The following is a 25,624-nucleotide window of genomic DNA, read 5'->3' on the forward strand; positions in this document are numbered from 1 at the left end:
GTATGGCATGTGGCGAGTTTTCCCTGATTGCCCGTTATTTTGACCGCGTAAGAACTTCTCGTCTTGATGTTGAAACCGGTATTGGTGACGACTGCGCACTTCTGAACATCCCTGAAAAACAAACGCTGGCGATCAGTACCGATACGCTGGTGGCAGGCAACCACTTTCTCCCCGACATTGATCCGACCGATCTCGCCTGGAAAGCACTGGCGGTGAATTTGAGCGATCTGGCGGCGATGGGGGCGGATCCTGCGTGGCTGACGCTGGCGCTCACGTTACCTGACGTCGATGAAGCCTGGCTGGAAGCCTTCAGCGATGGCCTGTTTGAACTCCTCAATTACTATGATATGCAGCTGATTGGCGGTGACACCACGCGTGGGCCGCTGTCGATGACGCTGGGTATCCATGGCTACGTCCCCGTTGGGCGGGCCTTAAAACGTTCCGGTGCGAAACCGGGTGACTGGATTTATGTTACCGGCACGCCGGGCGACAGTGCGGCCGGGCTGGCGATTTTGCAGAACCGATTGCAGGTTGCAGATGCAACAGACGCGGACTATCTTCTGCAACGCCATCTGCGTCCCACGCCGCGTATTTTGCAGGGACAAGCCCTGCGCGATCTGGCCAGTGCGGCTATCGATCTCTCCGATGGCCTGATTTCCGATTTGGGACACATCGTTAATGCCAGCGGCTGTGGCGCGCGGGTTAACGTTGAGGCGCTGCCATACTCCACGGCATTGTCACAGCACGTTGAGCCGGAACAGGCCCTGCGCTGGGCGCTCGCGGGTGGCGAAGATTATGAGTTATGCTTTACCGTACCGGAAATTAATCGTGGTGCGCTGGACGTAGCGCTGGGAAATCTCGGCGTAGCATTTACCTGTATTGGGCAGATGAGCGCGGACGTGGAAGGCATTCACTTTACGCGCGATGGAAAACCCGTCACGTTTGACTGGAAAGGATATGACCATTTTGCCGCGCCTTAAAAAAGATGTCGCCAAAAGCCGCCTGAGTATGCGCAATCCGTGGCACCTGTTAGCCACCGGTTTTGGCAGCGGGCTGAGCCCAATTGTTCCTGGCACCATGGGATCGCTGGCGGCGATCCCTTTTTGGTATTTAATGACCTTTCTGCCGTGGCAGCTGTATTCGCTGGTGGTGATGTTATCTATCTGTATCGGCGTTTATCTGTGCCATCAAACGGCGAAAGATATGGGCGTGCACGATCACGGTAGCATTGTCTGGGACGAGTTTGTCGGGATGTGGATTACCCTGATGGCGTTGCCGACCAACGACTGGCAGTGGGTTGCCGCCGGATTTGTGATTTTCCGTATTCTGGATATGTGGAAGCCGTGGCCGATTCGTTGGTTCGATCGCAACGTGCATGGCGGGACGGGGATCATGATCGACGATATTGTGGCCGGGATACTCTCTGCCGGAATTTTGTATTTTATCGGTCATCACTGGCCGGTAGGTATCATTTAACCCTTTTCAGGGGCTATTGTAGGCCCGATAAGCGCCGCGACATCGGGCGATCAGTGCCGGATGCGCTATGCTTATCCGGCCTACAATCTTCAACCGCGCTTATTTAAATCCCACCACCGGATGCTGTTTGTACGGCGTTTCCAGCTCGGCAATTTGCTCCGGCTTCAACGTTAAATCTACCGCGTTGAGCAACTCATCCAGCTGTTCCTCACGTGAAGAACCAATAATTGGCGCTGCCACGCCGGGTTTGCTCAGCAGCCAGGCCAGCGCAACCTGTGCCCGCGTTACACCCAACTCCTCACTGACACCGGTCAGTCGTGCGGCGATTTGCGCGTCGTTTTCATCGCTCTCGTTGTACAAATTTTTACCGACTTCATCGGAAACTAGACGTGCGGTTGTTTCTCCCCAGGGACGCGTCAGGCGACCGCGCGCCAGCGGGCTCCATGGGATAACGGCCACGCCTTCCTGATAGCAAAGCGGCAGCATTTCGCGTTCTTCTTCGCGGTAGATCAGGTTGTAGTGATCCTGCATGCTGACGAACTGCGCCCAGCCGTGTTGCTTCTGTAAGGCCAGAGCCTGGGCAAACTGCGAAGCGTGCATGGATGAGGCGCCAATATAGCGAGCTTTACCGGCTTTCACGACGTCGTTTAGAGCCTCCAGCGTTTCTTCGATTGGCGTGTTGTAATCCCAGCGGTGAATTTGCAGGATGTCCACATAGTCCATACCCAGGCGTCTGAGGCTGTCATCAATCGAGCGCAGAATTTGTGCGCGGGATAATCCTTCCGCTAAATCATCCACCTGGTGAAAAACCTTGGTAGCGACCACGACATCTTCGCGGCGGGCGAAATCACGCAGCGCGCGGCCGACAATCTCTTCGCTGCTGCCAGCGGAGTAGCTGTTGGCGGTATCGAAAAAGTTAATGCCGCCCTCAAGGGCGTGTTTGATTATCGGGCGGCTGCTTTCTTCAGGTAGCGTCCAGGCGTGATTGCCGCGATTGGGTTCGCCAAATGTCATGCAACCCAGGCAAAGGCGGGAGACCCGTAGGTCGGTTTTTCCTAAGATGTTGTATTTCATCAATCCACTCCTGCTTAGCTCGTGATGAATTAAGCATAGCAGGAGCGGGGAGGGGATTATGCCAGCCAGGCCTTGATTTTGGTCTCAATTCCGGCGGCATTCAAACCCAGATCGGCACGGGCTTCATCTTGAGTTCCCTGCGGGATGAAGAAGTCTGGTAGGCCAATGTTCAGCACCGGGACGGGCTTACGATGGGCCATCAGCACTTCGTTTACGCCGCTGCCAGCACCACCCATAATGGCGTTCTCTTCAATGGTAACCAGCACCTCGTGTTGGGCAGCCATTTCAAGGATCAACGTTTCATCCAGTGGTTTTACAAAGCGCATATCGACCAGCGTGGCGTTCAGCGACTCTGCGACCTGAGCGGCTTCCGGCATCAGGGTGCCGAAGTTGAGAATCGCCACTTTTTCCCCGTGACGTTTCACGATGCCTTTACCAATTGGCAGTTGTTCCAGCGGGGTCAGCTCAACGCCTACAGCGTTACCGCGTGGGTAGCGCACGACCGTTGGACCGTCGTTGTAGTGATAGCCGGTGAACAGCATCTGGCGGCATTCGTTTTCATCACTCGGGGTCATGATGACCATTTCCGGGATGCAGCGCAGGAAGGAGAGATCGAACGCCCCCTGGTGGGTTTGTCCATCTGCGCCAACAATCCCTGCCCGGTCAACGGCGAACAGGACCGGCAGTTTCTGGATGGCTACATCGTGCAGCACCTGATCGTAGGCGCGTTGCAGGAAGGTCGAGTAAATGGCTACCACCGGCTTGTAGCCGCCAATCGCCAGACCGGCAGCAAACGTCACAGCGTGCTGCTCGGCAATCGCCACATCGAAATAGCGGTCCGGGAACTTACGTGAAAACTCCACCATTCCGGAACCTTCGCGCATTGCCGGGGTGATTGCCATCAGCTTATTGTCTTTCGCTGCGGTCTCGCACAGCCAGTCACCGAAAATTTTTGAATAGCTCGGCAGACCGCCGCTGCTTTTCGGCAGGCATCCGCTGGACGGATCGAATTTGGGTACCGCGTGGAAGGTTATCGGATCTTTTTCCGCAGGCTCGTAGCCACGACCCTTTTTGGTCATGATGTGCAGGAACTGCGGGCCTTTCAGATCGCGCATGTTTTTGAGTGTAGTGATAAGCCCCAGCACGTCGTGACCATCCACCGGACCGATATAGTTAAAGCCCAGTTCTTCAAACAGCGTACCCGGCACAACCATGCCTTTGATGTGTTCTTCGGTACGTTTGAGCAGCTCTTTAATCGGCGGCACGCCGGAGAAGACTTTCTTCCCACCTTCGCGCAGCGAGGAGTAGAGTTTGCCAGAGAGCAGTTGCGCCAGATGATTGTTCAGCGCGCCAACGTTCTCTGAAATCGACATTTCGTTGTCGTTGAGGATAACCAGCATGTCGGGCCTAATATCGCCCGCGTGGTTCATCGCTTCAAACGCCATCCCAGCGGTGATGGCACCATCACCAATCACACACACGGTACGGCGCTCTTTACCTTCTTTCTCGGCGGCAACGGCAATACCGATACCTGCGCTGATGGAGGTAGAAGAGTGCCCAACGCTCAGTACGTCATACTCGCTTTCACCGCGCCATGGGAACGGATGCAGGCCGCCTTTCTGACGAATGGTGCCGATTTTATCGCGGCGACCAGTCAGAATTTTGTGCGGATAAGCCTGATGTCCCACATCCCAGATTAACTGGTCAAACGGGGTGTTGTAGACATAGTGCAGCGCGACGGTGAGTTCCACCGTGCCCAGACCAGAGGCGAAGTGCCCGCTGGAACGGCTTACGCTGTCGAGCAAATAGCGGCGCAGTTCGTCGCAAAGCTTTGGCAGGCTCTCTTTTGGCAGCAGACGTAACTCCTGGGTGGAGTCGACCAGCGCCAGGGTCGGGTATTTGGCTATATCAAAACTCATCGCAAGCTCATGGGATATGTTGGTTTATTTATCACGCTGGATTATGTAGTCCGCTAGCGCTTCCAGTGCCGAGGTATCGAGTGACTGTGCGGCCAGCAGACTTAGCGACTGGCGGGCGTCCTCGATTAAATCCCGGGCTTTATTCTGGGCTTGCTCAAGACCCAGAAGTGCAGGATAGGTACTTTTGCCAAGCTGCTGGTCAGCACCCTGACGTTTACCCAATGTTGCAGTATCGCCTACCACATCCAGGATGTCATCCTGAACCTGGAAAGCCAGACCGATGCTTTCTGCGTATTTGTCGAGTATTGGCAGGCATTCTCGCCCTTTATCGCCAGCACTTAACGCCCCCAAACGCACGGCGGCGCGAATCAATGCTCCGGTTTTATGGCGATGAATCCGCTCCAGAGCATCCAGCTCAACCTGATGACCTTCAGCTTCCAGATCCAGTGCCTGGCCGCCGCACATACCGGCGATGCCGCTGGCCTGAGCCAGTTCAGAGATCATCGCGATGCGGTCACGGTCAGTGACTTCCGGCATTGGGGCGTCGCTGATAATGGAGAATGCCAGCGTTTGTAGCGCATCTCCGGCCAGGATCGCATTTGCCTCGCCAAATTTTACGTGGCAAGTCGGCAGACCGCGTCGCAGGTCATCGTCATCCATCGCGGGCAAATCATCGTGCATCAGCGAATAGGCATGAATGCATTCGACGGCGGCAGCGGGAGCATCAAGCGTACTCAGGCTGACACCAAACATCTGACCGGTCGCATACACCAGGAACGGGCGCAGGCGTTTACCGCCTAATAATGCGCCATATTGCATGGTTTCTACCACGGGAGTGTTCTGAAAGGGCAGTGGCGCGATAAAACGGCTCAGTGCCTGGTTGGCCTGCTCAACGCAAGCCTGTAGCTGCTGCGTAAAATCCATTTACTCATTATCCGGTGTAAAAGGCGTAAGGGCCGCGTCTTCAGTATCTGACAGCAGGATTTGTACGCGCTGTTCAGCCTGTTGCAATTTGACCTGTCCCTGACGCGCCAACTGTACGCCACGTTCGAATTCGTTCAACGCTTCTTCTAACGGCAGGTCGCCGCCTTCCAGACGGGTAACAATTTGTTCCAGCTCGCTCAGCGCGGTTTCAAAACTGGCGGGCGCTTCATTTTTCTTCGGCATAATGAATGTCTGACTCTCTGTATTGGCAGCACAAGACTATGGTAACGGACTCGCACTGATAAGCAAATAACGCGCAATGTGCACAGTAGCCGCGTGATGGTGATATACTTGCGCGCCTGGATGCAGTCGCGGGTATGGGCTGCTGTATTTTTTTCCATTACAAGTCATTCAGACTTGCCTAAGAACCATTGCCGCCATGAAGTTTATCATTAAATTGTTCCCAGAAATCACCATCAAAAGCCAATCTGTGCGTTTGCGCTTTATAAAAATTCTGACAGGGAACATTCGTAACGTTTTAAAGCACTATGATGAAGACCTTGCCGTTGTCCGTCACTGGGATCACGTTGAGGTTCGCGCTAAAGATGAAAGCCAGCGCCTGGATATTCGCGACGCGCTGACCCGTATTCCGGGTATCCACCACATTCTCGAAGTAGAAGACGTGCCGTTTACCGATATGCACGATATTTTCGAGAAGGCACTGGTGCAGTATCGCGATCAACTGGAAGGTAAAACCTTCTGTGTTCGCGTGAAGCGTCGCGGGAAGCATGAGTTTAGCTCCATTGAGGTGGAACGTTATGTTGGCGGTGGACTGAACCAACATATTGAATCTGCACGCGTGAAGCTGACGAAGCCGGATGTGACCGTTAATCTTGAAATCGAAAATGATCGTCTGCTGCTGGTTAAAGGCCGCTATGAAGGTATTGGCGGTTTCCCGATTGGTACGCAGGAAGACGTACTGTCGCTGATTTCCGGCGGTTTCGACTCTGGTGTATCCAGCTACATGCTGATGCGTCGCGGCTGCCGTGTACACTATTGCTTCTTTAACCTTGGCGGCGCAGCGCATGAAATCGGCGTTCGCCAGGTGGCGCATTACCTGTGGAACCGCTTCGGTAGTTCGCATCGCGTGCGTTTTGTTGCTATCAACTTTGAACCGGTGGTCGGTGAGATCCTGGAGAAAGTTGATGACGGCCAGATGGGCGTGGTTCTCAAACGTATGATGGTTCGCGCGGCGTCGAAAGTCGCTGAGCGCTACGGCGTACAGGCGCTGGTAACCGGTGAAGCACTGGGCCAGGTGTCCAGCCAGACGCTGACCAACCTGCGTCTGATCGATAACGTTTCTGACACCCTGATCCTGCGCCCGCTTATCTCCCATGATAAAGAGCACATCATCAATCTGGCGCGTGAAATTGGCACCGAAGACTTTGCCCGTACCATGCCGGAATACTGCGGTGTAATTTCAAAAAGCCCGACGGTGAAAGCGATCAAAGCGAAGATTGAGGCCGAAGAAGAAAACTTCGATTTCTCTATCCTCGATAAAGTGGTTGAAGAAGCGAACAATATCGATATTCGCGATATCGCCCAGCAGACGCAGCAGACCGTGGTAGAAGTGGAAACCGTGAGCGGTTTCGGCCCGAATGACGTAATCCTTGATATCCGTTCTGTGGATGAACAGGATGATAAACCGCTGAAGGTTGAAGGTGTGGACGTCGTTTCTCTGCCATTCTACAAGCTGAGCACTAAATTCGGCGATCTGGACCAGAGTAAAACCTGGCTGCTGTGGTGTGAACGCGGGGTGATGAGCCGTCTGCAGGCGCTTTATCTGCGCGAGCAGGGCTTTGAGAACGTGAAGGTGTATCGCCCGTAATTGAGTAAACATCGTGTTGTAGGCCGGATAAGGCGGTTACGCCGCCATCCGGCAATATAACGATATTATTCAAAACGAACGGGAAGCGTCTTCCCGTTCGACTCCCAGACCCCCTGATAGACACCGTCTTTTAATTCCAGCGTTATCTTCTCTTGCGTTTTTTCAGCCGCAGATGTCTTCAGTTCATAATGTTGATTGTCGGCTGTGTCGCATTTGCCGGTCAATTCAATCGGTGCGCCAAATTTTTGGTAAAAGTAAGCCCCTTCAAAAAAATCACCGTATTTGCAGTCCACCTTCAACACAATACGCATGCTTTTTCCCAGCGTGCCGTACATGACTTTGCCGTCAATGCCGGGCGCTGGCGAAACTGGTGTTGTACTCTTTGCGGTAGTCAGATATTGGCCGTACGGTGTGAGTCGATTTTGCAGTTCCGCGGTTGGGATTTTCGTTGTGAAATCACCCAACTCGTCGAGCGCACGGCTGGCGTGGTTGCTACAGCGTCCGTTCAGGAAAGCCAGATGGTCTTTTTGCAGGGAGAATTTGTCGATGTAGTACAAACCGTCGGTGTAGGTTGCGCACGATGCGTAGAATTCGGCATAGTTAAAATCTTCACCTTTCTCTTCTTTTATTTGTTCTGGTGTTTGCGAATTATGCGCCGTAACAAAGGTATCGATTTGGCCGCGGATATCTTTTCTGGTGCGGGTGTTTAATTCGGCGATTGTAGCCCGGGAAAAGAGATCGTTAAGGGTAATTGCCGCACCGCTGGCTAAATCGAAGCTGATCGGCACATTGTACGACTCGCAATACGCCCCGCAACCTTCGATAAACATATTCATGGTCAGGATTTTTGCGTCGCGATACTCAACCGTGTAGTCAAGGTTTGCGGTGGGATTCATGGCTGATTTCGCAAACTGATTTACTGTGGCCTGTGGAGTATTGCCCGGTAGCTGATTGATAAAGCTTGCGAAAATATAATCGTTAATGCGTTTTGCAACTTTGGGGTTATCCGTCGAGGAAAACCATGGCAAGCGATACTGCATTTCAGTGCTTCCGGGATAGCGATATTCAATACTCTTTATTTCGAGTTGCGTCGCTGTGGCATAACCGGAAAGGAGCAGTAAAGCCACTCCACTCAGATATCCTTTCATTATGATTCCTTATAAGGGAGTGGCTCGAAGATTTACTCGTAGTAGTTATAGATTCCCGCGGCCATCACCAGTTGTGACGCCACCTCGTGAGCTTTTTCGCGACTCACCAGAAGATCAATGATTTTCAAACCGAAATCAATGGAAGTCCCCGGTCCCTGGCTGGTTAACAGGTTGACGCGAGGATCCCATACGACGCGCTTGTCCTGCCACTGGTCAGCGGGAATTTGGTCTTTCAGCGCCGGAAAACCGGTCATGTTACCGATGGGGAAAATATCGTGTGGGACGAGTACGGTGGCGGCCGCGGCGCAAATTGCCGCGACAATGCGCCCGGAACGATGAAACTGTTTCACGGTTTCGATAAGCAGCGGGCTGTCGCGAAAACACTCGGCGCCTTTAATACCGCCCGGCAGCACGATAATGTCGAAATCGCCGTCAGCAACTTCGACTAATGGCGCATCCGCCAGCAGCTTCACTCCGCGTGAGCACACGATCGCCAGGTCGCCATCGCTGGCGACGCTAGCGGTCGTGACCTTAATTCCGCCGCGCACCAGCAGATCGATAGTGGTGACCGCTTCGGTCTCTTCACTACCAGGGGCGAGACATACCAGTGCTTGAGCGCTCATACTCACTTTCCTTTCTCTTTACCATTTCAAACAGTTGGGCGTTTTCCGGGACGGCGATGCCGTGCGCGCGGGCGCGTTTTAACAAATATCCGGTAATGTAGTCGATCTCTGTATGACGCAGGGCACGAATGTCTTGCAGCATTGATGAGATATTTTCCGCCGTACTGTCAATCACTTGCTCGACATAATAGCGTAAATCATCCACAGATGTGTGGTGGCCTTCGCGTTCAATGACCGCGGCCACTTCCTCGCAGATGAGTGCTATTTTTTCAGGATGATGGCGTAACTCGCCGTTTGGGCAATCCCATAATGCGGTCAGCGGGTTAATGACGCAGTTGACGGCCAGCTTTCGCCACAGCTCGGCGCGAATAGTGTCGTGCCAGGCGACGTCCGGTAGCACCTCTTGCAGGACTTCAGCCAGATAACTGAAATCACCGTCTTGTTCACGCGCAGGACCAATGCGCGTTGTTCCCTGAGCGACATGAATGATGACGTTGCCGTCACGGCGTGCCGCGTGGGTGGTGGTGCCTATCAGCAGAGGTTGCTTAATGTTATGCAGCTCTTCAATTGTCCCCATGCCGTTGTGAATCAGCAGAATGGGAGTAGTTTCAGGCAGAATTGCGGCCAGGCCTTTTACCGCATCAGAAACCTGCCAGGCTTTCAGGGTGACCAGTAGCAGGTCGCTTTTTGCCAAAAAGTCGGGGTCGTTTGCCGTCAGGGATTCATTAAAAACTGACCCATCCGTGTCGATCAGGTTTACGCTGCAATAGGGTTGCGGTACGCGTAGCCACCCTTGCACCTCATGTCCATGTTTGCATAGCGCGGTAAGCCAAAGCTGTCCTAGCGCTCCACATCCCAGTACGGTAATTTTCATTCTTCCTCCTCACCTGCAACAGCACCAGGTGTTAATCCATATCGGCCGTACCCCATTATTGTTCGCAGGTATCAGTACCACGTACAATTAAAGGATACAGCCTAGTATAGCGCTGTCTGTTGGGTAACTTTGCAGGTATTATGCTTCGCATCAAAAATGAAGGGAGAGGAAAAGATGCCATCTTTCGATATTGTCTCTGAAGTTGATCTTCAGGAAGCCCGTAACGCGGTAGATAACGCCAGCCGCGAAGTGGAGTCACGCTTTGATTTTCGTGGCGTTGAAGCGACTTTTGAGCTGAATGAGTCAAATAAGACGATTAAGGTGCTGAGCGAATCTGATTTTCAGGTCAATCAGTTGCTGGATATTCTGCGTGCCAAGCTGCTCAAACGCGGTATTGAAGGCACGTCGCTGGACGTACCAGAAACCTTCGTGCACAGCGGTAAAACCTGGTTTGTTGAAGCTAAGCTGAAACAAGGCATTGAAAGTGCAGTGCAAAAGAAGATCGTTAAGCTGATCAAAGACAGCAAACTGAAGGTGCAGGCGCAGATTCAGGGCGAAGAAATCCGTGTAACCGGCAAGGCGCGTGACGACCTGCAATCCGTTATGGCGCTGGTTCGCGGCGGCGACCTCGGTCAACCGTTCCAGTTCAAGAACTTCCGCGATTAAGTCGTTATGTCAGATGGCGTAAGCCGCCATCTGACAAATCTCATCTTTACGCCTGCCTGATGGCCTGCTCAACCTCAAATCGATTGGTGACTTTGCTGTCGATTTTCACGTAGGCCGAATGTTCTTTCGCCACAATTAACACTTCGCTTATCCCTTCTTTAGCCAGCAGACGCTGCTTCAGGGTGTCATCCGCAGCAATTTCCGGTGGGATTTCCACCCGCAGGCTGCTGACATACGGCGGCTCTTTCATTGTACTCGCCACCAATAACCACACTGCCGCCAGAAGCGCACCGGCCAGGAATACGGCCTGACCATCAAACATTTCAACCACCCAACCGCCGAGCGAACCGCCAATCGCCACGCCAAGAAACTGGCTGGTGGAGTAAACGCCCATTGCCGTGCCTTTATAGCCAGCCGGAGACTCTTTACTGATAAGCGAGGGGAGGAGGGCTTCCATCAGGTTGAAGGCGAGGAAGAATATCTGCACGCCCGCAATCAACCCCCAGAAACGCACGTTAGCGCTCCACAATACAATCTCTGCAATAAGTATCAGTAACACGCAGGCGAGGAACACGCGTTTCATGCGGCGCTTCACTTCGGCATAAATGATGAACGGCACTACGGAAACAAAGGACAGCAGCATCGTCACCAGATAAATTTTCCAGTGCTCTGCGGCGGGGAAGCCTGCTTTCGCCAGTTGGCCTGGTAAGGCAACGAAGGTGGACATCAGCAATATGTGCAGACACATGATGCCAAAGTTGAGCTTCAGCAGTTTGGGCTCTGCCAGCACTTTGCTGAAGCTGCCTTTTACCATGCCCGACTCGCGGTTCAGCACGTGGGTAGTGCTATTGGGAACGACCCAAATGGTCAGCACGATACCCGTGGTAGCAAGGGCTGCAATCATCCAGAACAGCGCGTGTAGCCCCAGCGCATGGGTAACGATTGGTCCCAGCACCATCGCAATGGCGAAGGTGATACCAAAGCTGACGCCGATAAACGCCATCGCTTTGGTACGGTTTTGCTCACGGGTTAAGTCGGAAAGCAGCGCCATTACGGCAGCCGCAATCGCGCCAGAGCCTTGCAAAGCCCGGCCAAGAATAATTCCCCAGATTGAATCGGAGAGAGCAGCAATTATGCTGCCGAGAACAAATACCGCCAGCCCGCCGACAATAAGCGGCTTACGACCGATGCGGTCAGAGAGCAGGCCAAAGGGGATCTGGAAGACGGCTTGAGCCAGACCATATATGCCGATGGCAAGGCCTATCAGCGCTTCGCTGGCACCCTGTAGCGCCATACCGTAAGTGGTCAGAACCGGCAGGACCATAAACATGCCAAGCATGCGCAACGAAAATACGGTCCCTAAACCCCAGGTGGCGCGCAACTCACCGGGCGTCATTTTGTAATCGTTCATTCCCACCTCTGTATTAATTTCGCGCCTAGTGTAAAGCGGGGAAGGGGTGGGGTAAACCTCTACGATATGTGGAATTGTGTAGTGGGATAATTGAAATAATTACCTTCGCAACTAATTTACTTGCGATAATTACAGGTGTAGTCTTTTTGTGGTTATTACTAATGGAAACAGGGAAAAGGAAAATGGCAATTCCAGGCAATATGTGGATTTATGACGATGGTGGCGCGCTGATAAAGGGCGGGTGTGACGTAAAGGGAAGAGAATACAGTATTGAATTTAAAGGTTTTCATCACAATCTGTCTATTCCAACAGATAATGCAACGGGTAAACCGACAGGCACACGCCAGCATTCACCGATGATGATCGTCAAAGAGTTTGACTACTCTAGTCCGTATTTATACAAAGCGGTCGCTTCTGGTCAGAATCTTAAGTCTGCAGAGATTCGTTGGTACAAAATCAATGATGCCGGTCAGGAAGTTGAATACTTCAATATGTTTCTGGAAGGCGTGCGCATTGTCTCCGTTTCTCCCACGATGGCTGGTCCAGAGGACATGAACAATAACCATCTTGAAACCATAGAATTACGCTACGAAAAAATCACCTGGAAGCATTGCGATGGGAACATTATCTATACCGACGCATGGAATGACCGGCAGACGGCATAATGGGTGATTGAATGGACACAACTGAAGAAGCGAATGGAACCTATTGGTATCACGGTCACAGCAATCTATCAGCTGGGGAATTGTATGATCTCATCTTTCTGGAACAGTTTTGTGATGAGTTAGGAATTGGCATTGAATCGGGAGCAGCTATTCTGGCTGGTCAGCCTTGGTTGAAGACTAGACAGAAACCTTCTGGGGCTATTGAAGGAACAAGTGTTGTTTCCAAATACGGGAGAATGCTTCTGAGAGATACGCGGGTACCATTTGGTATTAAAGTCCCCACTCCGGTGGGTTTCAGGATACAAAGCACTAACAAACTTGCAGCTGTGATTGCTCGGTATATACCTTGGCTTGGGTGGATTGGTCTGGTAAATGCACTTGTGCAAGTATCAAGAAAGACGCAGCTAAAATACAACTTAATTGCTCGACCTAAAGATCGCATTCAGTGGACATCATTCTAATGAGTATTCAAGACGATGTGTTAAAGCTTTTCAGGGAAGAAATACCTGGGTATTTGGATGAAAACTGGAAGGAAGTTTCTTTAGAACTCGACTCAGAATTGTTTGATGTCCCCGGAGATGATCTCCACAGCGCTCTGGATCGATATGAGAAAGAGTTCAAAGTTGATTTATCATGTGTGAACTGGAAACCTTATTATCCATGGCACAATCTGCCACTATTCACGAGATGGTTCAAAGCTAACCGGGAAGAAGTGGAAGCAACACGCATACCGTTAACCGTAAGGATGTTTGCTGAGTCGGCTGAAGCGGGGAAATGGTTGTTTGAGATCTGGCCTGATAAACAAAAAGACGAGACCTGACGCTCTCAAAATAGCGTAGTAAATAAAAAGGGTGCCGAAGCACCCTTTTCGTATCCGCAGATTTTACCAGACGTAAGTCAGCAGGTTCTGCGAGTTTGGCACCATAAAGTCGACGGACATCATCACGGAAAGCGCGGTAATGGCGATGATGGAGAAACCGAACAGCTTGCGCGCCCAGACTCTGTCATCTTCCACTTTATAACCACGTAGCGCCATGCCCAACCACCAGACGCTCACCGCTGCTGCAACAATCAGGTATTTATAACCTGCATAGCCGCCCAGGGTTAGCATCAGCGTGGCGATAGCAAATGCCACGATATACAGCGTGATATGGTTCTTCGCGACCGAAATGCCTTTTACCACTGGCAGTACAGGGATGTTGGCAGCCTGATAATCCTTGAAGCGGAAAATCGCAATCGCGTAAGAGTGCGGCATCTGCCACAGGCTGAAAATAGCCAGCAGAATCAACGCACCGCTATCGAACTCACCGGTTACGGCACAGTAGCCAATCACCGGCGGCGCAGCGCCGGAGAGTGAGCCAATCAGCGTGCCATAAACGGAATGACGCTTCATGTACAGGCTATAAACGCCCACATAGACCACGAAGCCCATTACCCCCAGCCAGCAGGCCAGAGGGTTCGCGCCAAACCACAGTAGCATAAAGCCAGCAATACCCAGCAGGGTGGCGTATACCAGCGAGACCGCAGGGGAAATCAGACCTTTAACCAGCACGCGGTTTTTGGTCCTCTCCATCTTCCTGTCGATATCCCTGTCGATGTAGTTGTTAAATACACAACCCGACGCCACAACCAGTGACACCCCAACCAGCGTGTAGATAAACAGGGGATAATCAATGCTGCCTTTCGAGGCCAGCAGGAATCCCCCAATCACCGAGATCAGGTTGCCAAAGATGATGCCTGGTTTCGTTACTTGCAGGTATTGCTTAAACATCATAATCGCCGCTCTTAGTGCATCATCATGTTGTAGTTAAGGTTCCACATAATCCAGATGGAGCCCACAACCAGGATGGCGATGATTAGCACAGTAAAGACAAAGGCCGTCATGTTCCAACCTTCATCAGATTTGCTATTCATGTGCAGGAAGCACACCAGGTGCACCAGAATCTGTACCACTGCCATTGCCAGAATAGTTCCCAGAATGACGGCCGGTGAGGCAGAACCTGTCATCACCATCCAAAACGGAATGACCGTCAGGATGATCGACAGGATAAAACCTGTCATGTAGGTTTTTACGCTGCCATGGGATGCGCCGCCGCTCTCGTTAGAATGACTCATTACATCGCCCCCATCAGATAAACAACAGTGAACACACAGATCCACACCACATCCAGGAAGTGCCAGAACAGGCTCAGGCACATGATGCGGGTACGGTTAGTACTGGTCAGGCCGCGACGAGCAACTTGCACCATCAGCACAGCCATCCAGATAAGACCGGAGGTGACGTGCAGACCGTGAGTACCGACCAGCGCGAAGAACGCAGACAGGAAGCCGCTGCGATCCGGGCCCATACCGTTAACAATCAGGTGATGGAATTCATAGAGTTCCATCCCGATGAATCCGGCACCGAACAAGAAGGTCAACGCCAGCCAGGAGATAACCTGGCTCTTGTTGTTCTTGTACATGGCAATCGCTGCCATGCCGTAAGTAATGGAGCTGAATAACAGCAGGAATGTTTCAACCAGAACGAACGGCAGTTCAAAAATGTCCTTACCTGTCGGGCCACCTGCGGTGCCGTTCACCAGAACGGCATAGGTTGCAAACAGAATAGAGAACAGAATGCAGTCGCTCATCAGGTAGACCCAGAATCCGAAGATCTTGGTCTGGCCTGCATCGTGGTGCCCGTGTTCGTGCGCGTGGGCAGTCGCGTGCGTTAAAGTATCAGTTGCCATTTTTCAGCCCTGCCTTAGTAATCTCATCGAAATGCTGGTTTTCCAGTTTTTCGACTTCCGGGACCGGCACGTAGTAATCCACGTCTTCATCAAAGCTTTTCACAATCCAGCTGATGATCATGCCTGCGAAGCTTGCAATCGCCAGCCACCAGATATGCCAGATCATGGCGAAACCAAACAGTGTTGCGAAGGCGGTAATGACGATACCGGCACCGCTGTTCTTCGGCATATGAATTTCTTCATAGTGCGCAGGCTGCTTGTACGCTTCACCTTTTTCTTTCATTTCCCAGAAGGCATCACGCTCGTGAACGTGCGGCACAACGGCAAAGTTATAGAACGGAGGCGGGGAAGAGGTTGCCCACTCCAGCGTACGACCACCCCATGGGTCACCGGTCAGGTCACGGTTCTGCTCGCGGTCGCGAATAGAAACGAAGATCTGAATCAGCTGGCACAGGATACCCAGTGCAATCAGCGCGGCGCCGCAGGCGGCAACGACCAGCATCGGATGGAACTGTGGATCAATCTGCTGGCTGAGGCGACGGGTCATACCCATGAAGCCCAGCACGTACAGCGGCATAAATGCTACGAAGAAGCCGATGATCCAGAACCAGAATGCGCGTTTACCCCAGGTTTCGTTCAGCGTGAAGCCAAACGCTTTTGGCCACCAGTAGGTCATACCAGCGAAGCATCCAAATACGACACCGCCGATGATAACGTTATGGAAGTGCGCAATCAGGAACAGACTGTTGTGCAGAACGAAGTCCGCACCCGGCACCGCCAGCAGTACACCGGTCATGCCGCCGACTGAGAAGGTGACGATAAAGCCAATCGTCCACAGCATTGCTGAGTGGAATACGATACGGCCCTGATACATGGTGAACAGCCAGTTGAAGATCTTCACCCCGGTCGGGATGGCGATAATCATGGTGGTGATACCGAAGAAGGCGTTTACGTTAGCGCCTGCACCCATGGTGAAGAAGTGGTGCAGCCAAACAACGAACGACAGAACGGTGATACACACGGTTGCCCACACCAGCGAGGTGTAACCAAACAGACGTTTACGCGAGAAGGTTGCTGCGATTTCGGAGAACACGCCGAAGACTGGCAGAACCAGAATGTACACTTCCGGATGGCCCCAGGCCCAAATCAGGTTGATGTACATCATCATGTTGCCGCCCATATCGTTGGTAAAGAAATGGGTGCCCAGATAGCGATCCAGGGTCAGCAACGCGACGGTAACCGTCAGGATTGGGAAAGAAGCGATAATCAGGATGTTTGCACACAGAGATGCCCAGCTAAACACTGGCATCTTGAACATGGTCATTCCTGGTGCACGCATCTTAATGATGGTCACAAAGAAGTTGATACCGGTCAGAGTTGTACCAATACCGGACAACTGGACTGCCCATATCCAATAGTCGACCCCGACGCTTGGACTGTACTCTATTCCCGAAAGTGGCGGATACGCCAGCCAACCGGTCTGCGCGAATTCACCCACGCCCAGAGAAAGGTTAACCAGGATTACGCCGACAACGGTAAACCAGAAGCTCAGGTTGTTCAGGAACGGGAATGCAACGTCACGTGCGCCGATCTGCAGCGGAACCACCAGGTTCATCAGACCGATAACAAATGGCATTGCCACGAAGAAGATCATAATCACGCCGTGAGCCGTGAAGATCTGGTCGTAGTGGTGAGGTGGCAGGAAGCCCGCTTCACCTGCAGAAGCCAGCGCTTGCTGACTACGCATCATGATGGCGTCGGCAAAGCCACGAATCAACATGACGATTGCGACGATGACATACATGATGCCAAGGCGTTTGTGGTCAACAGAAGTCAGCCACTCTTTCCACAGGTAGGTCCACTTACCGAAGTAAGTGATAAGGCCCAGTAAGGCCGCACCACCGATGATAATGGCAGCAATCGTAACCATGACAATAGGTTCATGGAACGGAACTGCATCCAGCGTCAATTTTCCGAACATCGTATTCTTCCTCGGCCCCTTAGTGAGCGGATTCCGCGTGGCTCATGTCCATGCCTTCCATTCCTTCGTGTGCGCTGTGCTCACCTTCGGGTTGGGTCATGTCCATGCTCTTACCGTGAGCCATAAATTTGTTAATAACGTCTTTAAACAAATCCGGTTTCACGTTGGAGAAGTATTCCACCTGGTTGTATTCGCTTGGCGCAGCCACTTTCTCGAACGCTGCCATGTCGCTCATGGTGTTCGTGGACTGTTTAGCTTTAGCAACCCATTGGTCGAATTCGGCGCGGTCCTTTGTTGCGATAGCCTTGAACTTCATACCGGAGAAGCCTGGTCCGCTATAACTTGCGGAGATACCATCATAAGTACCGACTTCGTTGGCGATCAGATGCAGTCGAGTCTGCATACCGGCCATGGCATAAATCTGGCTACCCAGACGCGGGATAAAGAAGGAGTTCATCACGGAGTTGGAAGTCACTTTGAATTCAACCGGAGTATTCGCCGGGAAGGCGATTTCATTCACGGTAGCGATACCCTGTTCCGGATAGATGAAGAACCATTTCCAGTCCATGGAAACCACTTCGATGGTAATGGGCTTCTCGTCATGCGCCAGCGGTTTGCTTGGCTCAAGAGCGTGAGTGGTTTTCCAGGTCAGAACGGCAAGGAAAATGATGATTAAGATCGGCACCGTCCAGACCACAGCTTCCACTTTATTGGAGTGTGACCAGTTCGGGCTGTACTTCGCATCTTTATTGCTTGCACGATACTTCCAGGCAAAACCAACAGCCATCAAGATGGCGGGAATAACGACAATCAACATCAGGCCAAATGCCGTCAGTATCAATGACCGTTGTTCCAGTCCAATCTGTCCTTTAGGGTCAAGCAGCGCAGAATTACAGCCACTGAGTAATGCAGTGCCTGCAATTAATGACAACCATCCCAAACTTTTATTGTATTTCCTGAGTCTCATTTAACGACCTCAATTCCACGGGACCGGGTGGCGTTTAAAGTGTGAGGGCATTTTACGGGAAGGTTACATTACTGTAAACATCTCTAGATCTGTGTTACTGGGTTCTGCCGTGCATGTCACATATGTTGCAATATATGTCGCTTTGGCTTTAAGAACCTGTTGCAACATCACGTTATAACGAAAGCGGGCAGGTGGGGGGCGTACTGAGGGCAATTGGTATAACCAATACGAAAATAAAACAATTGCTTAACAATTGATTATCAATAAATGGACAATTGAGGAACAAAAAATAAATCTTTCGTGGCTGAATCGAGTAAGGGAAATAGTATATATAAAAGGCGTCAATAATTTCCAAATTCTTTGGCGCACAAAATAACAAATATTATTTTTAGCAGTTGTTGCTTATTTCGCCGTTATAATTACGCAGGGTGATTACAACGGCGATATTAATGCGGTTTTTTTACGCCAGACGGGTTTTGCGCAATGCCAGATAATCAAGCAATCCACCAAAAACGACCCCGCAGACCGCGACTACCACTGAGACTTCAAGCAGTTCCGGCAGGAAGGAGAAGTTGGTGTAATCCATCGCGTTCATGGTTAACAGCAGCAGCCAAACCAGCAGCAGGCAGCAGCCCACTACCAACGTCATTAATGCCAGACTGTATGCTCCACGAAATTCCGTACGCGGAATAAAGCTTTCATTTTGCCAGCTATGTTCCAGGGTCTGGCGACATACCAGCAGCAGTATCAGGCCGGGGATCGCGGCAAATACGGAGAACAGATAAAACGTCGGCCAGCCGTGTGCTTCGACAAACCAACCCGCTACCGGGCCAACGTAAACGCGACCAACGGCTGAAAGCGCGGAGAGCAGGGCGAACTGGGTCGCTGAGAAGGACTTATTGCACAGCGTCATTAATAAAGCGACAAATGCCGCCGTGCCCATTCCGCCGCACAGGTTTTCAAAGAAGACGGCCGCCGCCATGCTGAACATGTGTTTGTCAGTGATGGACAGTAGCCAGTAGCCCGCATTCGACGCCCCTTGCAGGATGCCGAAAATAAGCAAGGCGCGAAACAGCGAAAGGCGCTGCATCAGGATCCCACCGTACAGCGCGCCAACAATGGTGGCCAGTAGCCCCAGCGTCTTATTCACCACGCCAACTTCACCCGCATCAAACCCAACGCCGCGGATTAAAAAGGTGGTGGTCAGGCTCATGGCGAAAGCATCCCCGAGCTTATACAGCACAATAAGCAGCAGGATCAGCCATGCGTTGTTACGACCAAAGAAGTCTCGCAGCGGAGCCGCAACCGCCTGTTCCAGCGTTTTAGGCACTGGAATGGTGTCAGTCGGTTCAGGTGCTAACAGGGTGGCGATGATACAGGGAATCAACAGCGCAGCCATCAGCCAGTACATCCCTTGCCAGCCCAGCCAGCGATCGGCCATCCACAAGGCCAATCCGCCTGAAACCAGCATCCCTAGTCGATAGCCCAGCACGCTGATAGCTGCGCCGGTGCCGCGGTCTTCTGCGGGCAATACGTCGGTTTTCCAGGCATCAAAGACGATATCCTGCGATGCCGAGCAAAAAGCGATCACTACTGCGAGTGCGGCCATCCAGCGTAACTGTGTGCCAGGCTCCAGAAAGCCCATCGCGGCGATAGAAATTAACAACAGCACCTGGGTCGCCAGCAGCCAGCCGCGACGTCGACCTAAAAACGGTGGCGTGTAACGGTCCATCAACGGGGACCAGAGAAATTTAAATACGTAGGCCTGACCGACCAGGGAAAAGAAACCGATGGTTTTAAGATCGATATTCTCGACTGTCATCCACGCCTGAAGCGTACCGGAGGTGAGTGCGAGCGGTAAACCGGAGGCGAACCCCAGAATGAGCAGGATAGCTGAACGTGGTTGCTGAAAAATACGTAAGTATTGACTGGACATGGGCTTCTATAGGCCCGACGAGCGCCGGGCCATATGGGCAGAAATTAACGAGCGTTCTGCTTGATGAAATCGTGAACGCTGGTGTCCTGAGACATATCAGCGATGGTGTCGGTCAGTACGCTGTTAACGGCGTTAGCGATATTTTTGTTAGAGGCCTGCAGGGCACCTTCAACAGAATAGCTTGCGCGGTAGTTTTTGGTCATCTTGTTGCCGTTGGCGGCGGTCGCGATGATGGCGATGTCTGCTTTGGTTGCGATGTTATAGCGCACGCTACCCTGAGACACGTCAGCATACAGCTGGTTAACAATGATTTGCAGGTTGACTGCACCGTTTGGTCCAATCATATAACCACGTGCGGTCATCTGTTTTTCCAGCACTTCTTGTAGCAGGAAACGCAGATCGCGGGACGCGGTCAGGGTTACCAGCTGGTTGTCACGGGTGACTTTTGCCAGCGCTTGATCCTGGCGCTGGTCGGCACCGTTGATGCTAACGGTCACACCCATCAGGCTCGGGTCCTGCTGCGGCAGGGTAATTTTCGGGGAGACTTCAATAGTAGTCGGCGGCGTTGCGCATCCAGCTAACATAAACAGTGCGACAAACGGGACGAGGATTTTTTTAAACATGCCAGGGCTCTCAGCGAATCTAAATTGTATGGTTAGAGAAAATTCCCGCCATCATAACATCGCCAACGATGAGGGGAAGTGGGTAACGCATGTAAATTCATTGTGTTGTCCGTTTTATGACTTTGTGGAGACTATAAACGGACTTTTTGCAATAAATTGGAGTGAGGAATCAGTGAACTTCATCCGTTTGAATGAGAAAATCAGGCAAGCGCTAATTTTTTGTTGCTAAGGTGTAATGAAAACGGTAAAAGCGGCTAGTATTTAAAGGGATGGGTGACATCTCAGCGTTGTCGGAGGAAAAATTTCATGATGATTCGTGAGCAAATAGAAGAAAAATTAAGGGCAGCGTTCGAACCCGTGTTCCTCGAAGTTGTGGATGAAAGCTATCGTCACAATGTCCCGGCTGGTTCTGAAAGCCACTTTAAGGTTGTACTGGTTAGCGATCGCTTTACAGGTGAACGTTTTCTTAATCGTCATCGGATGATTTACAGCACGTTAACGGCGGAGCTTTCCACAACCGTTCATGCGCTTGCCCTGCATACCTACACTATTAAGGAGTGGGAAGCGTTGCAGGATACGATTTTTGCATCGCCTCCGTGTCGTGGAGCGGGAAGCATCGCGTAAAAACGGATTTGCAACAACCGACGCTTTTCCAGTATGTTGCTACAGATTATGTGAAAACGGCCTGCGGGCCGTTTTGTTTTGTCTGAATTCTGGGGCAGTCGTACAGTATTCAGACAAAAATTAGCCGGGAATTGTGAAAAAAGCCGCAGCAACGCGCGATAACCGTTCTCGACTCATAAAAGTGATGCCGCTATAATGCGCGTCTTATTTTTCGGAATGTCTTCGGGATGATTCTGACGACAGGGAATGTGATTGCTTATGAGAACATCCCAGTTCCGCGAAGCCAACAACCTGTGCTTGCGGAGAAGAGTTGACCGAGCACTGTGATTTTTTGAGGTAACAAGATGCAAGTTTCAGTTGAAACCACTCAAGGCCTTGGCCGCCGTGTAACGATTACTATCGCTGCTGACAGCATCGAGACCGCTGTGAAAAGCGAGCTGGTCAACGTAGCGAAGAAAGTGCGTATTGACGGTTTCCGCAAAGGAAAAGTACCGATGAATGTTGTTGCTCAGCGTTATGGCGCGTCTGTTCGCCAGGACGTTCTGGGTGACCTGATGAGCCGCAACTTCGTTGACGCGATCATCAAAGAAAAAATCAATCCGGCTGGCGCACCGAACTACGTTCCGGGCGAATACAAACTGGGTGAAGATTTTACTTACGCGGTAGAGTTTGAAGTTTACCCGGAAGTTGAGCTGACTGGCCTGGAAGCAATCGAAGTTGAAAAACCGGTTGTTGAAGTTACCGACGCTGACGTTGACGTAATGCTGGACACCCTGCGCAAGCAGCAGGCTACCTGGAAAGACAAAGACGGCGCTGCTGATGCAGAAGACCGTGTAACCATCGACTTCACCGGTTCTGTAGACGGCGAAGAGTTCGAAGGCGGCAAAGCGTCTGACTTCGTACTGGCGATGGGCCAGGGTCGTATGATCCCGGGCTTTGAAGAAGGCGTTAAAGGCCACAAAGCTGGCGAAGAGTTCACTATCGACGTGACCTTCCCGGAAGAATACCACGCTGAAAACCTGAAAGGTAAAGCTGCGAAGTTCGTTATCAACCTGAAGAAAGTTGAAGAACGCGAACTGCCAGAACTGACTGAAGAATTCATCAAACGTTTCGGCGTTGAAGATGGTTCCGTAGCAGGTCTGCGCGCTGAAGTCCGTAAAAACATGGAACGCGAGCTGAAAGGCGCTGTGCGTAACCGCGTTAAGTCTCAGGCGATCGAAGGTCTGGTAAAAGCTAACGACATCGACGTTCCGGCTGCTCTGATCGACAGCGAAATCGACGTTCTGCGTCGTCAGGCTGCACAACGTTTCGGCGGCAACGAGAAACAAGCTCTGGAACTGCCGCGTGAACTGTTCGAAGAACAGGCTAAGCGTCGCGTAGTAGTTGGTCTGCTGCTGGGCGAAGTGATTCGTACCAACGAACTGAAAGCTGACGAAGATCGCGTTAAAGGCCTGATCGAAGAGATGGCTTCTGCTTACGAAGATCCGAAAGAAGTTGTTGAGTTCTACAGCAAAAACAAAGAGCTGATGGACAACATGCGTAACGTCGCTCTGGAAGAGCAGGCTGTTGAAGCCGTTCTGGCGAAAGCGAAAGTGACTGAAAAAGCCACTTCCTTCAATGAACTGATGAACCAGCAGGCGTAATTCGTCGCTTTTTTAGCTCGAATTTCGTACGCAAGCCCGTCACCTTTTGGTGGCGGGTTTTTTTTTGTCACGCATTTTGCATGGGAAGAGTGCGAAAACAGCGTTTCAGTGTTAGCGTTACAACAAAAGATTGTTATGCTTGAATTATGGCGATGTCGTACCCATTACTGAGGGACTAGCTGATAATCCGTCCATAAGGTTACAATCAGCACAGCAGGTTTTTTCAAATTTTATCCAGGAGACGGAAATGTCATACAGCGGCGAACGAGATAACTTTGCACCCCATATGGCGCTGGTGCCGATGGTCATTGAACAGACCTCACGTGGTGAGCGCTCTTTTGATATCTATTCTCGTCTACTTAAGGAACGCGTCATTTTTCTGACCGGCCAGGTCGAAGACCATATGGCTAACCTGATCGTGGCGCAGATGCTGTTCCTGGAAGCAGAAAACCCAGAAAAAGATATCTACCTGTACATCAACTCCCCTGGTGGAGTGATCACTGCCGGGATGTCTATCTATGACACCATGCAGTTTATTAAGCCGGACGTCAGCACCATTTGTATGGGCCAGGCGGCCTCAATGGGTGCGTTCCTGCTGACCGCCGGGGCGAAAGGCAAACGTTTTTGCCTGCCTAACTCTCGCGTCATGATCCACCAGCCTCTGGGCGGTTACCAGGGCCAGGCAACGGATATTGAAATTCATGCCCGTGAAATCCTGAAGGTAAAAGGGCGCATGAACGAACTTATGGCGCATCATACGGGTCAATCTCTTGAGCAGATTGAACGTGATACCGAGCGCGATCGCTTCCTCTCCGCTTCTGAAGCGGTAGAGTACGGTCTGGTCGACTCGATTTTGACCCATCGTAATTAATGCCCAGTGCGCAGGTGTGCCGCTATAATTACCTGGAGCGGCACAACGCTGACTAGCGTCTTGCGCCTGAGAATGGCATTTGCGTCGTCGTGTGCGGCACAAAGAACAAAGAAGAGGTTTTGACCCATGACAGATAAACGCAAAGATGGCTCGGGCAAATTGTTGTACTGCTCTTTTTGCGGCAAAAGCCAGCATGAAGTGCGTAAGCTGATTGCCGGTCCATCCGTGTATATCTGCGACGAATGTGTTGATTTATGCAACGACATCATTCGCGAAGAGATTAAGGAAGTAGCACCGCACCGTGAACGCAGTGCGCTGCCAACGCCACATGAAATTCGCAACCACCTGGACGATTACGTTATCGGTCAGGAGCAGGCGAAGAAAGTGCTGGCGGTCGCGGTATACAACCATTACAAACGTCTGCGCAACGGCGACACCAGCAATGGCGTCGAGTTGGGCAAAAGTAACATCCTGCTGATTGGCCCGACGGGTTCCGGTAAAACGCTGCTGGCTGAAACGCTGGCGCGCCTGCTGGACGTTCCGTTCACTATGGCTGATGCCACCACGCTGACCGAAGCCGGTTATGTGGGTGAAGATGTTGAAAATATTATTCAGAAGCTGTTGCAGAAGTGCGATTACGACGTGCAGAAAGCACAGCGTGGGATCGTCTATATCGATGAGATCGACAAGATTTCTCGTAAGTCTGATAACCCATCTATTACCCGTGACGTTTCCGGCGAAGGCGTACAGCAGGCGCTGTTGAAACTGATCGAAGGGACGGTTGCTGCCGTTCCGCCACAGGGTGGTCGTAAACATCCTCAGCAGGAATTCCTGCAGGTTGATACCTCCAAGATCCTGTTTATCTGCGGTGGTGCATTTGCCGGTCTGGATAAAGTCATTGCTAACCGTGTTGAAACCGGCTCCGGCATTGGTTTTGGCGCAACGGTAAAAGCACAGTCTGATAAAGCCAGCGAAGGTGAACTGCTGTCGCAGGTCGAACCGGAAGATCTGATCAAATTTGGTCTGATCCCTGAGTTCATCGGTCGTCTGCCGGTTGTGGCAACGCTGAGCGAGCTGAGCGAAGAAGCGTTGATCCAGATCCTCAAAGAGCCGAAAAACGCCCTGACCAAGCAGTACCAGGCGCTGTTCAATCTTGAAGGTGTCGATCTGGAATTCCGTGAGGAAGCGCTGGATGCGATCGCCAAGAAAGCGATGGCGCGTAAAACCGGTGCTCGTGGTCTGCGTTCTATCGTCGAAGCCGCGCTGCTCGACACCATGTACGATCTGCCTTCTATGGAAGACGTCGAAAAAGTGGTGATCGATGAGTCGGTGATTGGCGGTCAGAGCAAGCCATTGCTGATTTACGGTAAGCCGGAAGCGCAGCAGGCATCTGGCGAATAATTCATCAATTCATACAGACATTTAATTAAAAAGGGGGGATTTTATCTCCCCTTTTATTTTTCCGTAAACATGGCGTTGAATGTGTGGGAAACATCCCCATATACTGACATACATGTTAAAGGTGGTGTGAAGCACAGTCGTACCATCTGATTACCTGGCGGAAACTAAACTAAGAGAGAGC

The 25,624-nt window shown here is 51.7% G+C and carries 26 protein-coding genes; 11 read left to right on the forward strand and 15 right to left on the reverse strand.

What is annotated here, in order from left to right; translation table 11 throughout:
* The first annotated feature begins 2 nt into the window (after nucleotides 1-2).
* Both thiL and pgpA read left to right on the forward strand, forming a co-directional pair.
* Nucleotides 3-980 carry a thiamine-phosphate kinase gene (gene thiL, locus OGY10_RS07580; RefSeq protein WP_286576591.1) on the forward strand — a complete coding sequence of 326 codons (978 nt, stop codon included), beginning with the start codon at nucleotides 3-5 and terminating at the stop codon, nucleotides 978-980.
* On the forward strand, nucleotides 958-1,476 hold the full coding sequence (pgpA, locus tag OGY10_RS07585; protein WP_003021578.1) for a phosphatidylglycerophosphatase A: 519 nt from the start codon (nucleotides 958-960) through the stop codon (nucleotides 1,474-1,476). The genes thiL and pgpA overlap by 23 nt, the downstream gene beginning before the upstream one ends.
* Nucleotides 1,477-1,575: 99 nt before the next feature.
* Here the strand turns inward: pgpA and yajO are convergent, their stop codons facing one another.
* The 4 genes from yajO to xseB are packed head-to-tail and all read right to left on the reverse strand — an operon-like array spanning nucleotide 1,576 to nucleotide 5,636.
* Nucleotides 1,576-2,550, reverse strand: coding sequence for a 1-deoxyxylulose-5-phosphate synthase YajO (gene yajO, locus OGY10_RS07590; RefSeq protein ID WP_008783931.1), 975 nt, complete (start codon nucleotides 2,548-2,550; stop codon nucleotides 1,576-1,578).
* 56 nt (nucleotides 2,551-2,606) lie between these two features.
* Nucleotides 2,607-4,469, reverse strand: coding sequence for a 1-deoxy-D-xylulose-5-phosphate synthase (gene dxs, locus OGY10_RS07595; protein ID WP_003830996.1), 1,863 nt, complete (start codon nucleotides 4,467-4,469; stop codon nucleotides 2,607-2,609).
* Nucleotides 4,470-4,493: 24 nt separating this feature from the next.
* Nucleotides 4,494-5,393 (reverse strand): (2E,6E)-farnesyl diphosphate synthase, encoded by a 900-nt coding sequence (gene ispA, locus OGY10_RS07600; protein ID WP_008783932.1) that lies wholly within the window; start codon nucleotides 5,391-5,393, stop codon nucleotides 4,494-4,496.
* Nucleotides 5,394-5,636, reverse strand: coding sequence for an exodeoxyribonuclease VII small subunit (gene xseB / locus OGY10_RS07605; RefSeq protein ID WP_003021586.1), 243 nt, complete (start codon nucleotides 5,634-5,636; stop codon nucleotides 5,394-5,396).
* Between the two features lie 196 nt (nucleotides 5,637-5,832).
* Between xseB and thiI the strand changes: the two genes are divergently transcribed.
* Nucleotides 5,833-7,281, forward strand: coding sequence for a tRNA uracil 4-sulfurtransferase ThiI (gene thiI, locus OGY10_RS07610; protein WP_008783933.1), 1,449 nt, complete (start codon nucleotides 5,833-5,835; stop codon nucleotides 7,279-7,281).
* 65 nt (nucleotides 7,282-7,346) lie between these two features.
* Here thiI and OGY10_RS07615 read toward each other — a convergent pair whose 3' ends face one another.
* The 3 genes from OGY10_RS07615 to panE are packed head-to-tail and all read right to left on the reverse strand — an operon-like array spanning nucleotide 7,347 to nucleotide 9,926.
* A complete protein-coding gene (locus tag OGY10_RS07615) occupies nucleotides 7,347-8,429 on the reverse strand; it encodes a hypothetical protein (protein ID WP_191226332.1) in 1,083 nt (360 codons plus the stop codon).
* Nucleotides 8,430-8,461: 32 nt separating this feature from the next.
* Nucleotides 8,462-9,052: a protein deglycase YajL gene (gene yajL, locus OGY10_RS07620; RefSeq protein WP_032942530.1), complete on the reverse strand. Its 591-nt coding sequence runs from the start codon at nucleotides 9,050-9,052 to the stop codon at nucleotides 8,462-8,464.
* Complete coding sequence (gene panE, locus OGY10_RS07625; protein WP_032942532.1) at nucleotides 9,015-9,926, reverse strand: 2-dehydropantoate 2-reductase; 912 nt, start codon at nucleotides 9,924-9,926, stop codon at nucleotides 9,015-9,017. Before panE ends, yajL begins: the two co-directional genes overlap by 38 nt.
* Before the next feature lie 174 nt (nucleotides 9,927-10,100).
* Between panE and OGY10_RS07630 the strand changes: the two genes are divergently transcribed.
* On the forward strand, nucleotides 10,101-10,592 hold the full coding sequence (locus tag OGY10_RS07630; RefSeq protein ID WP_003831002.1) for a YajQ family cyclic di-GMP-binding protein: 492 nt from the start codon (nucleotides 10,101-10,103) through the stop codon (nucleotides 10,590-10,592).
* Between the two features lie 46 nt (nucleotides 10,593-10,638).
* Here OGY10_RS07630 and OGY10_RS07635 read toward each other — a convergent pair whose 3' ends face one another.
* Complete coding sequence (locus OGY10_RS07635; protein ID WP_032942533.1) at nucleotides 10,639-12,003, reverse strand: MFS transporter; 1,365 nt, start codon at nucleotides 12,001-12,003, stop codon at nucleotides 10,639-10,641.
* 182 nt (nucleotides 12,004-12,185) lie between these two features.
* Between OGY10_RS07635 and OGY10_RS07640 the strand changes: the two genes are divergently transcribed.
* The 3 genes from OGY10_RS07640 to OGY10_RS07650 are packed head-to-tail and all read left to right on the forward strand — an operon-like array spanning nucleotide 12,186 to nucleotide 13,488.
* Entirely contained in the window at nucleotides 12,186-12,668 is a 483-nt protein-coding gene (locus tag OGY10_RS07640) for an Hcp family type VI secretion system effector (RefSeq protein WP_071445873.1), read from the forward strand.
* Between the two features lie 11 nt (nucleotides 12,669-12,679).
* Nucleotides 12,680-13,129: an STM2901 family protein gene (locus tag OGY10_RS07645; RefSeq protein WP_048214793.1), complete on the forward strand. Its 450-nt coding sequence runs from the start codon at nucleotides 12,680-12,682 to the stop codon at nucleotides 13,127-13,129.
* Nucleotides 13,129-13,488 carry a DUF1493 family protein gene (locus OGY10_RS07650; protein ID WP_048214792.1) on the forward strand — a complete coding sequence of 120 codons (360 nt, stop codon included), beginning with the start codon at nucleotides 13,129-13,131 and terminating at the stop codon, nucleotides 13,486-13,488. The genes OGY10_RS07645 and OGY10_RS07650 overlap by 1 nt, the downstream gene beginning before the upstream one ends.
* A 63-nt stretch (nucleotides 13,489-13,551) precedes the next feature.
* Here OGY10_RS07650 and cyoE read toward each other — a convergent pair whose 3' ends face one another.
* From cyoE to OGY10_RS07685, 7 genes are all read right to left on the reverse strand, one after another.
* Nucleotides 13,552-14,442 (reverse strand): heme o synthase, encoded by an 891-nt coding sequence (gene cyoE / locus OGY10_RS07655; RefSeq protein WP_003831005.1) that lies wholly within the window; start codon nucleotides 14,440-14,442, stop codon nucleotides 13,552-13,554.
* Nucleotides 14,443-14,453: 11 nt separating this feature from the next.
* Nucleotides 14,454-14,783, reverse strand: a complete 330-nt coding sequence (locus tag OGY10_RS07660) for a cytochrome o ubiquinol oxidase subunit IV (RefSeq protein WP_003831006.1) — start codon at nucleotides 14,781-14,783, stop codon at nucleotides 14,454-14,456.
* Entirely contained in the window at nucleotides 14,783-15,397 is a 615-nt protein-coding gene (locus OGY10_RS07665) for a cytochrome o ubiquinol oxidase subunit III (protein ID WP_003831007.1), read from the reverse strand. Before OGY10_RS07665 ends, OGY10_RS07660 begins: the two co-directional genes overlap by 1 nt.
* Nucleotides 15,387-17,378, reverse strand: coding sequence for a cytochrome o ubiquinol oxidase subunit I (gene cyoB / locus OGY10_RS07670; RefSeq protein ID WP_003831008.1), 1,992 nt, complete (start codon nucleotides 17,376-17,378; stop codon nucleotides 15,387-15,389). Before cyoB ends, OGY10_RS07665 begins: the two co-directional genes overlap by 11 nt.
* A 19-nt stretch (nucleotides 17,379-17,397) precedes the next feature.
* Nucleotides 17,398-18,345 carry a cytochrome o ubiquinol oxidase subunit II gene (cyoA, locus tag OGY10_RS07675; protein WP_032942534.1) on the reverse strand — a complete coding sequence of 316 codons (948 nt, stop codon included), beginning with the start codon at nucleotides 18,343-18,345 and terminating at the stop codon, nucleotides 17,398-17,400.
* 460 nt (nucleotides 18,346-18,805) lie between these two features.
* Entirely contained in the window at nucleotides 18,806-20,281 is a 1,476-nt protein-coding gene (gene ampG, locus OGY10_RS07680) for a muropeptide MFS transporter AmpG (RefSeq protein WP_191226331.1), read from the reverse strand.
* Between the two features lie 44 nt (nucleotides 20,282-20,325).
* The gene (locus OGY10_RS07685) at nucleotides 20,326-20,904 is read right to left on the reverse strand and encodes a lipoprotein (RefSeq protein WP_032941838.1); all 579 of its coding nucleotides are present in this window, start codon (nucleotides 20,902-20,904) and stop codon (nucleotides 20,326-20,328) included.
* A gap of 306 nt (nucleotides 20,905-21,210) precedes the next feature.
* Between OGY10_RS07685 and bolA the strand changes: the two genes are divergently transcribed.
* The 4 genes from bolA to clpX all read left to right on the forward strand — a co-directional run bounded on the left by bolA (nucleotide 21,211) and on the right by clpX (nucleotide 25,443).
* Nucleotides 21,211-21,528 carry a transcriptional regulator BolA gene (gene bolA / locus OGY10_RS07690; RefSeq protein WP_003021619.1) on the forward strand — a complete coding sequence of 106 codons (318 nt, stop codon included), beginning with the start codon at nucleotides 21,211-21,213 and terminating at the stop codon, nucleotides 21,526-21,528.
* Between the two features lie 344 nt (nucleotides 21,529-21,872).
* Nucleotides 21,873-23,171, forward strand: a complete 1,299-nt coding sequence (gene tig, locus OGY10_RS07695; protein WP_003021622.1) for a trigger factor — start codon at nucleotides 21,873-21,875, stop codon at nucleotides 23,169-23,171.
* Nucleotides 23,172-23,418: 247 nt separating this feature from the next.
* Nucleotides 23,419-24,042 (forward strand): ATP-dependent Clp endopeptidase proteolytic subunit ClpP, encoded by a 624-nt coding sequence (gene clpP / locus OGY10_RS07700; RefSeq protein WP_003021624.1) that lies wholly within the window; start codon nucleotides 23,419-23,421, stop codon nucleotides 24,040-24,042.
* Between the two features lie 126 nt (nucleotides 24,043-24,168).
* Complete coding sequence (clpX, locus tag OGY10_RS07705) at nucleotides 24,169-25,443, forward strand: ATP-dependent protease ATP-binding subunit ClpX (protein ID WP_003831013.1); 1,275 nt, start codon at nucleotides 24,169-24,171, stop codon at nucleotides 25,441-25,443.
* Nucleotides 25,444-25,624 lie beyond the last annotated feature (181 nt).

The sequence above is a fragment of the Citrobacter sp. Cpo148 genome, from assembly GCF_030332375.1.
Lineage (GTDB): Bacteria > Pseudomonadota > Gammaproteobacteria > Enterobacterales > Enterobacteriaceae > Citrobacter > Citrobacter portucalensis.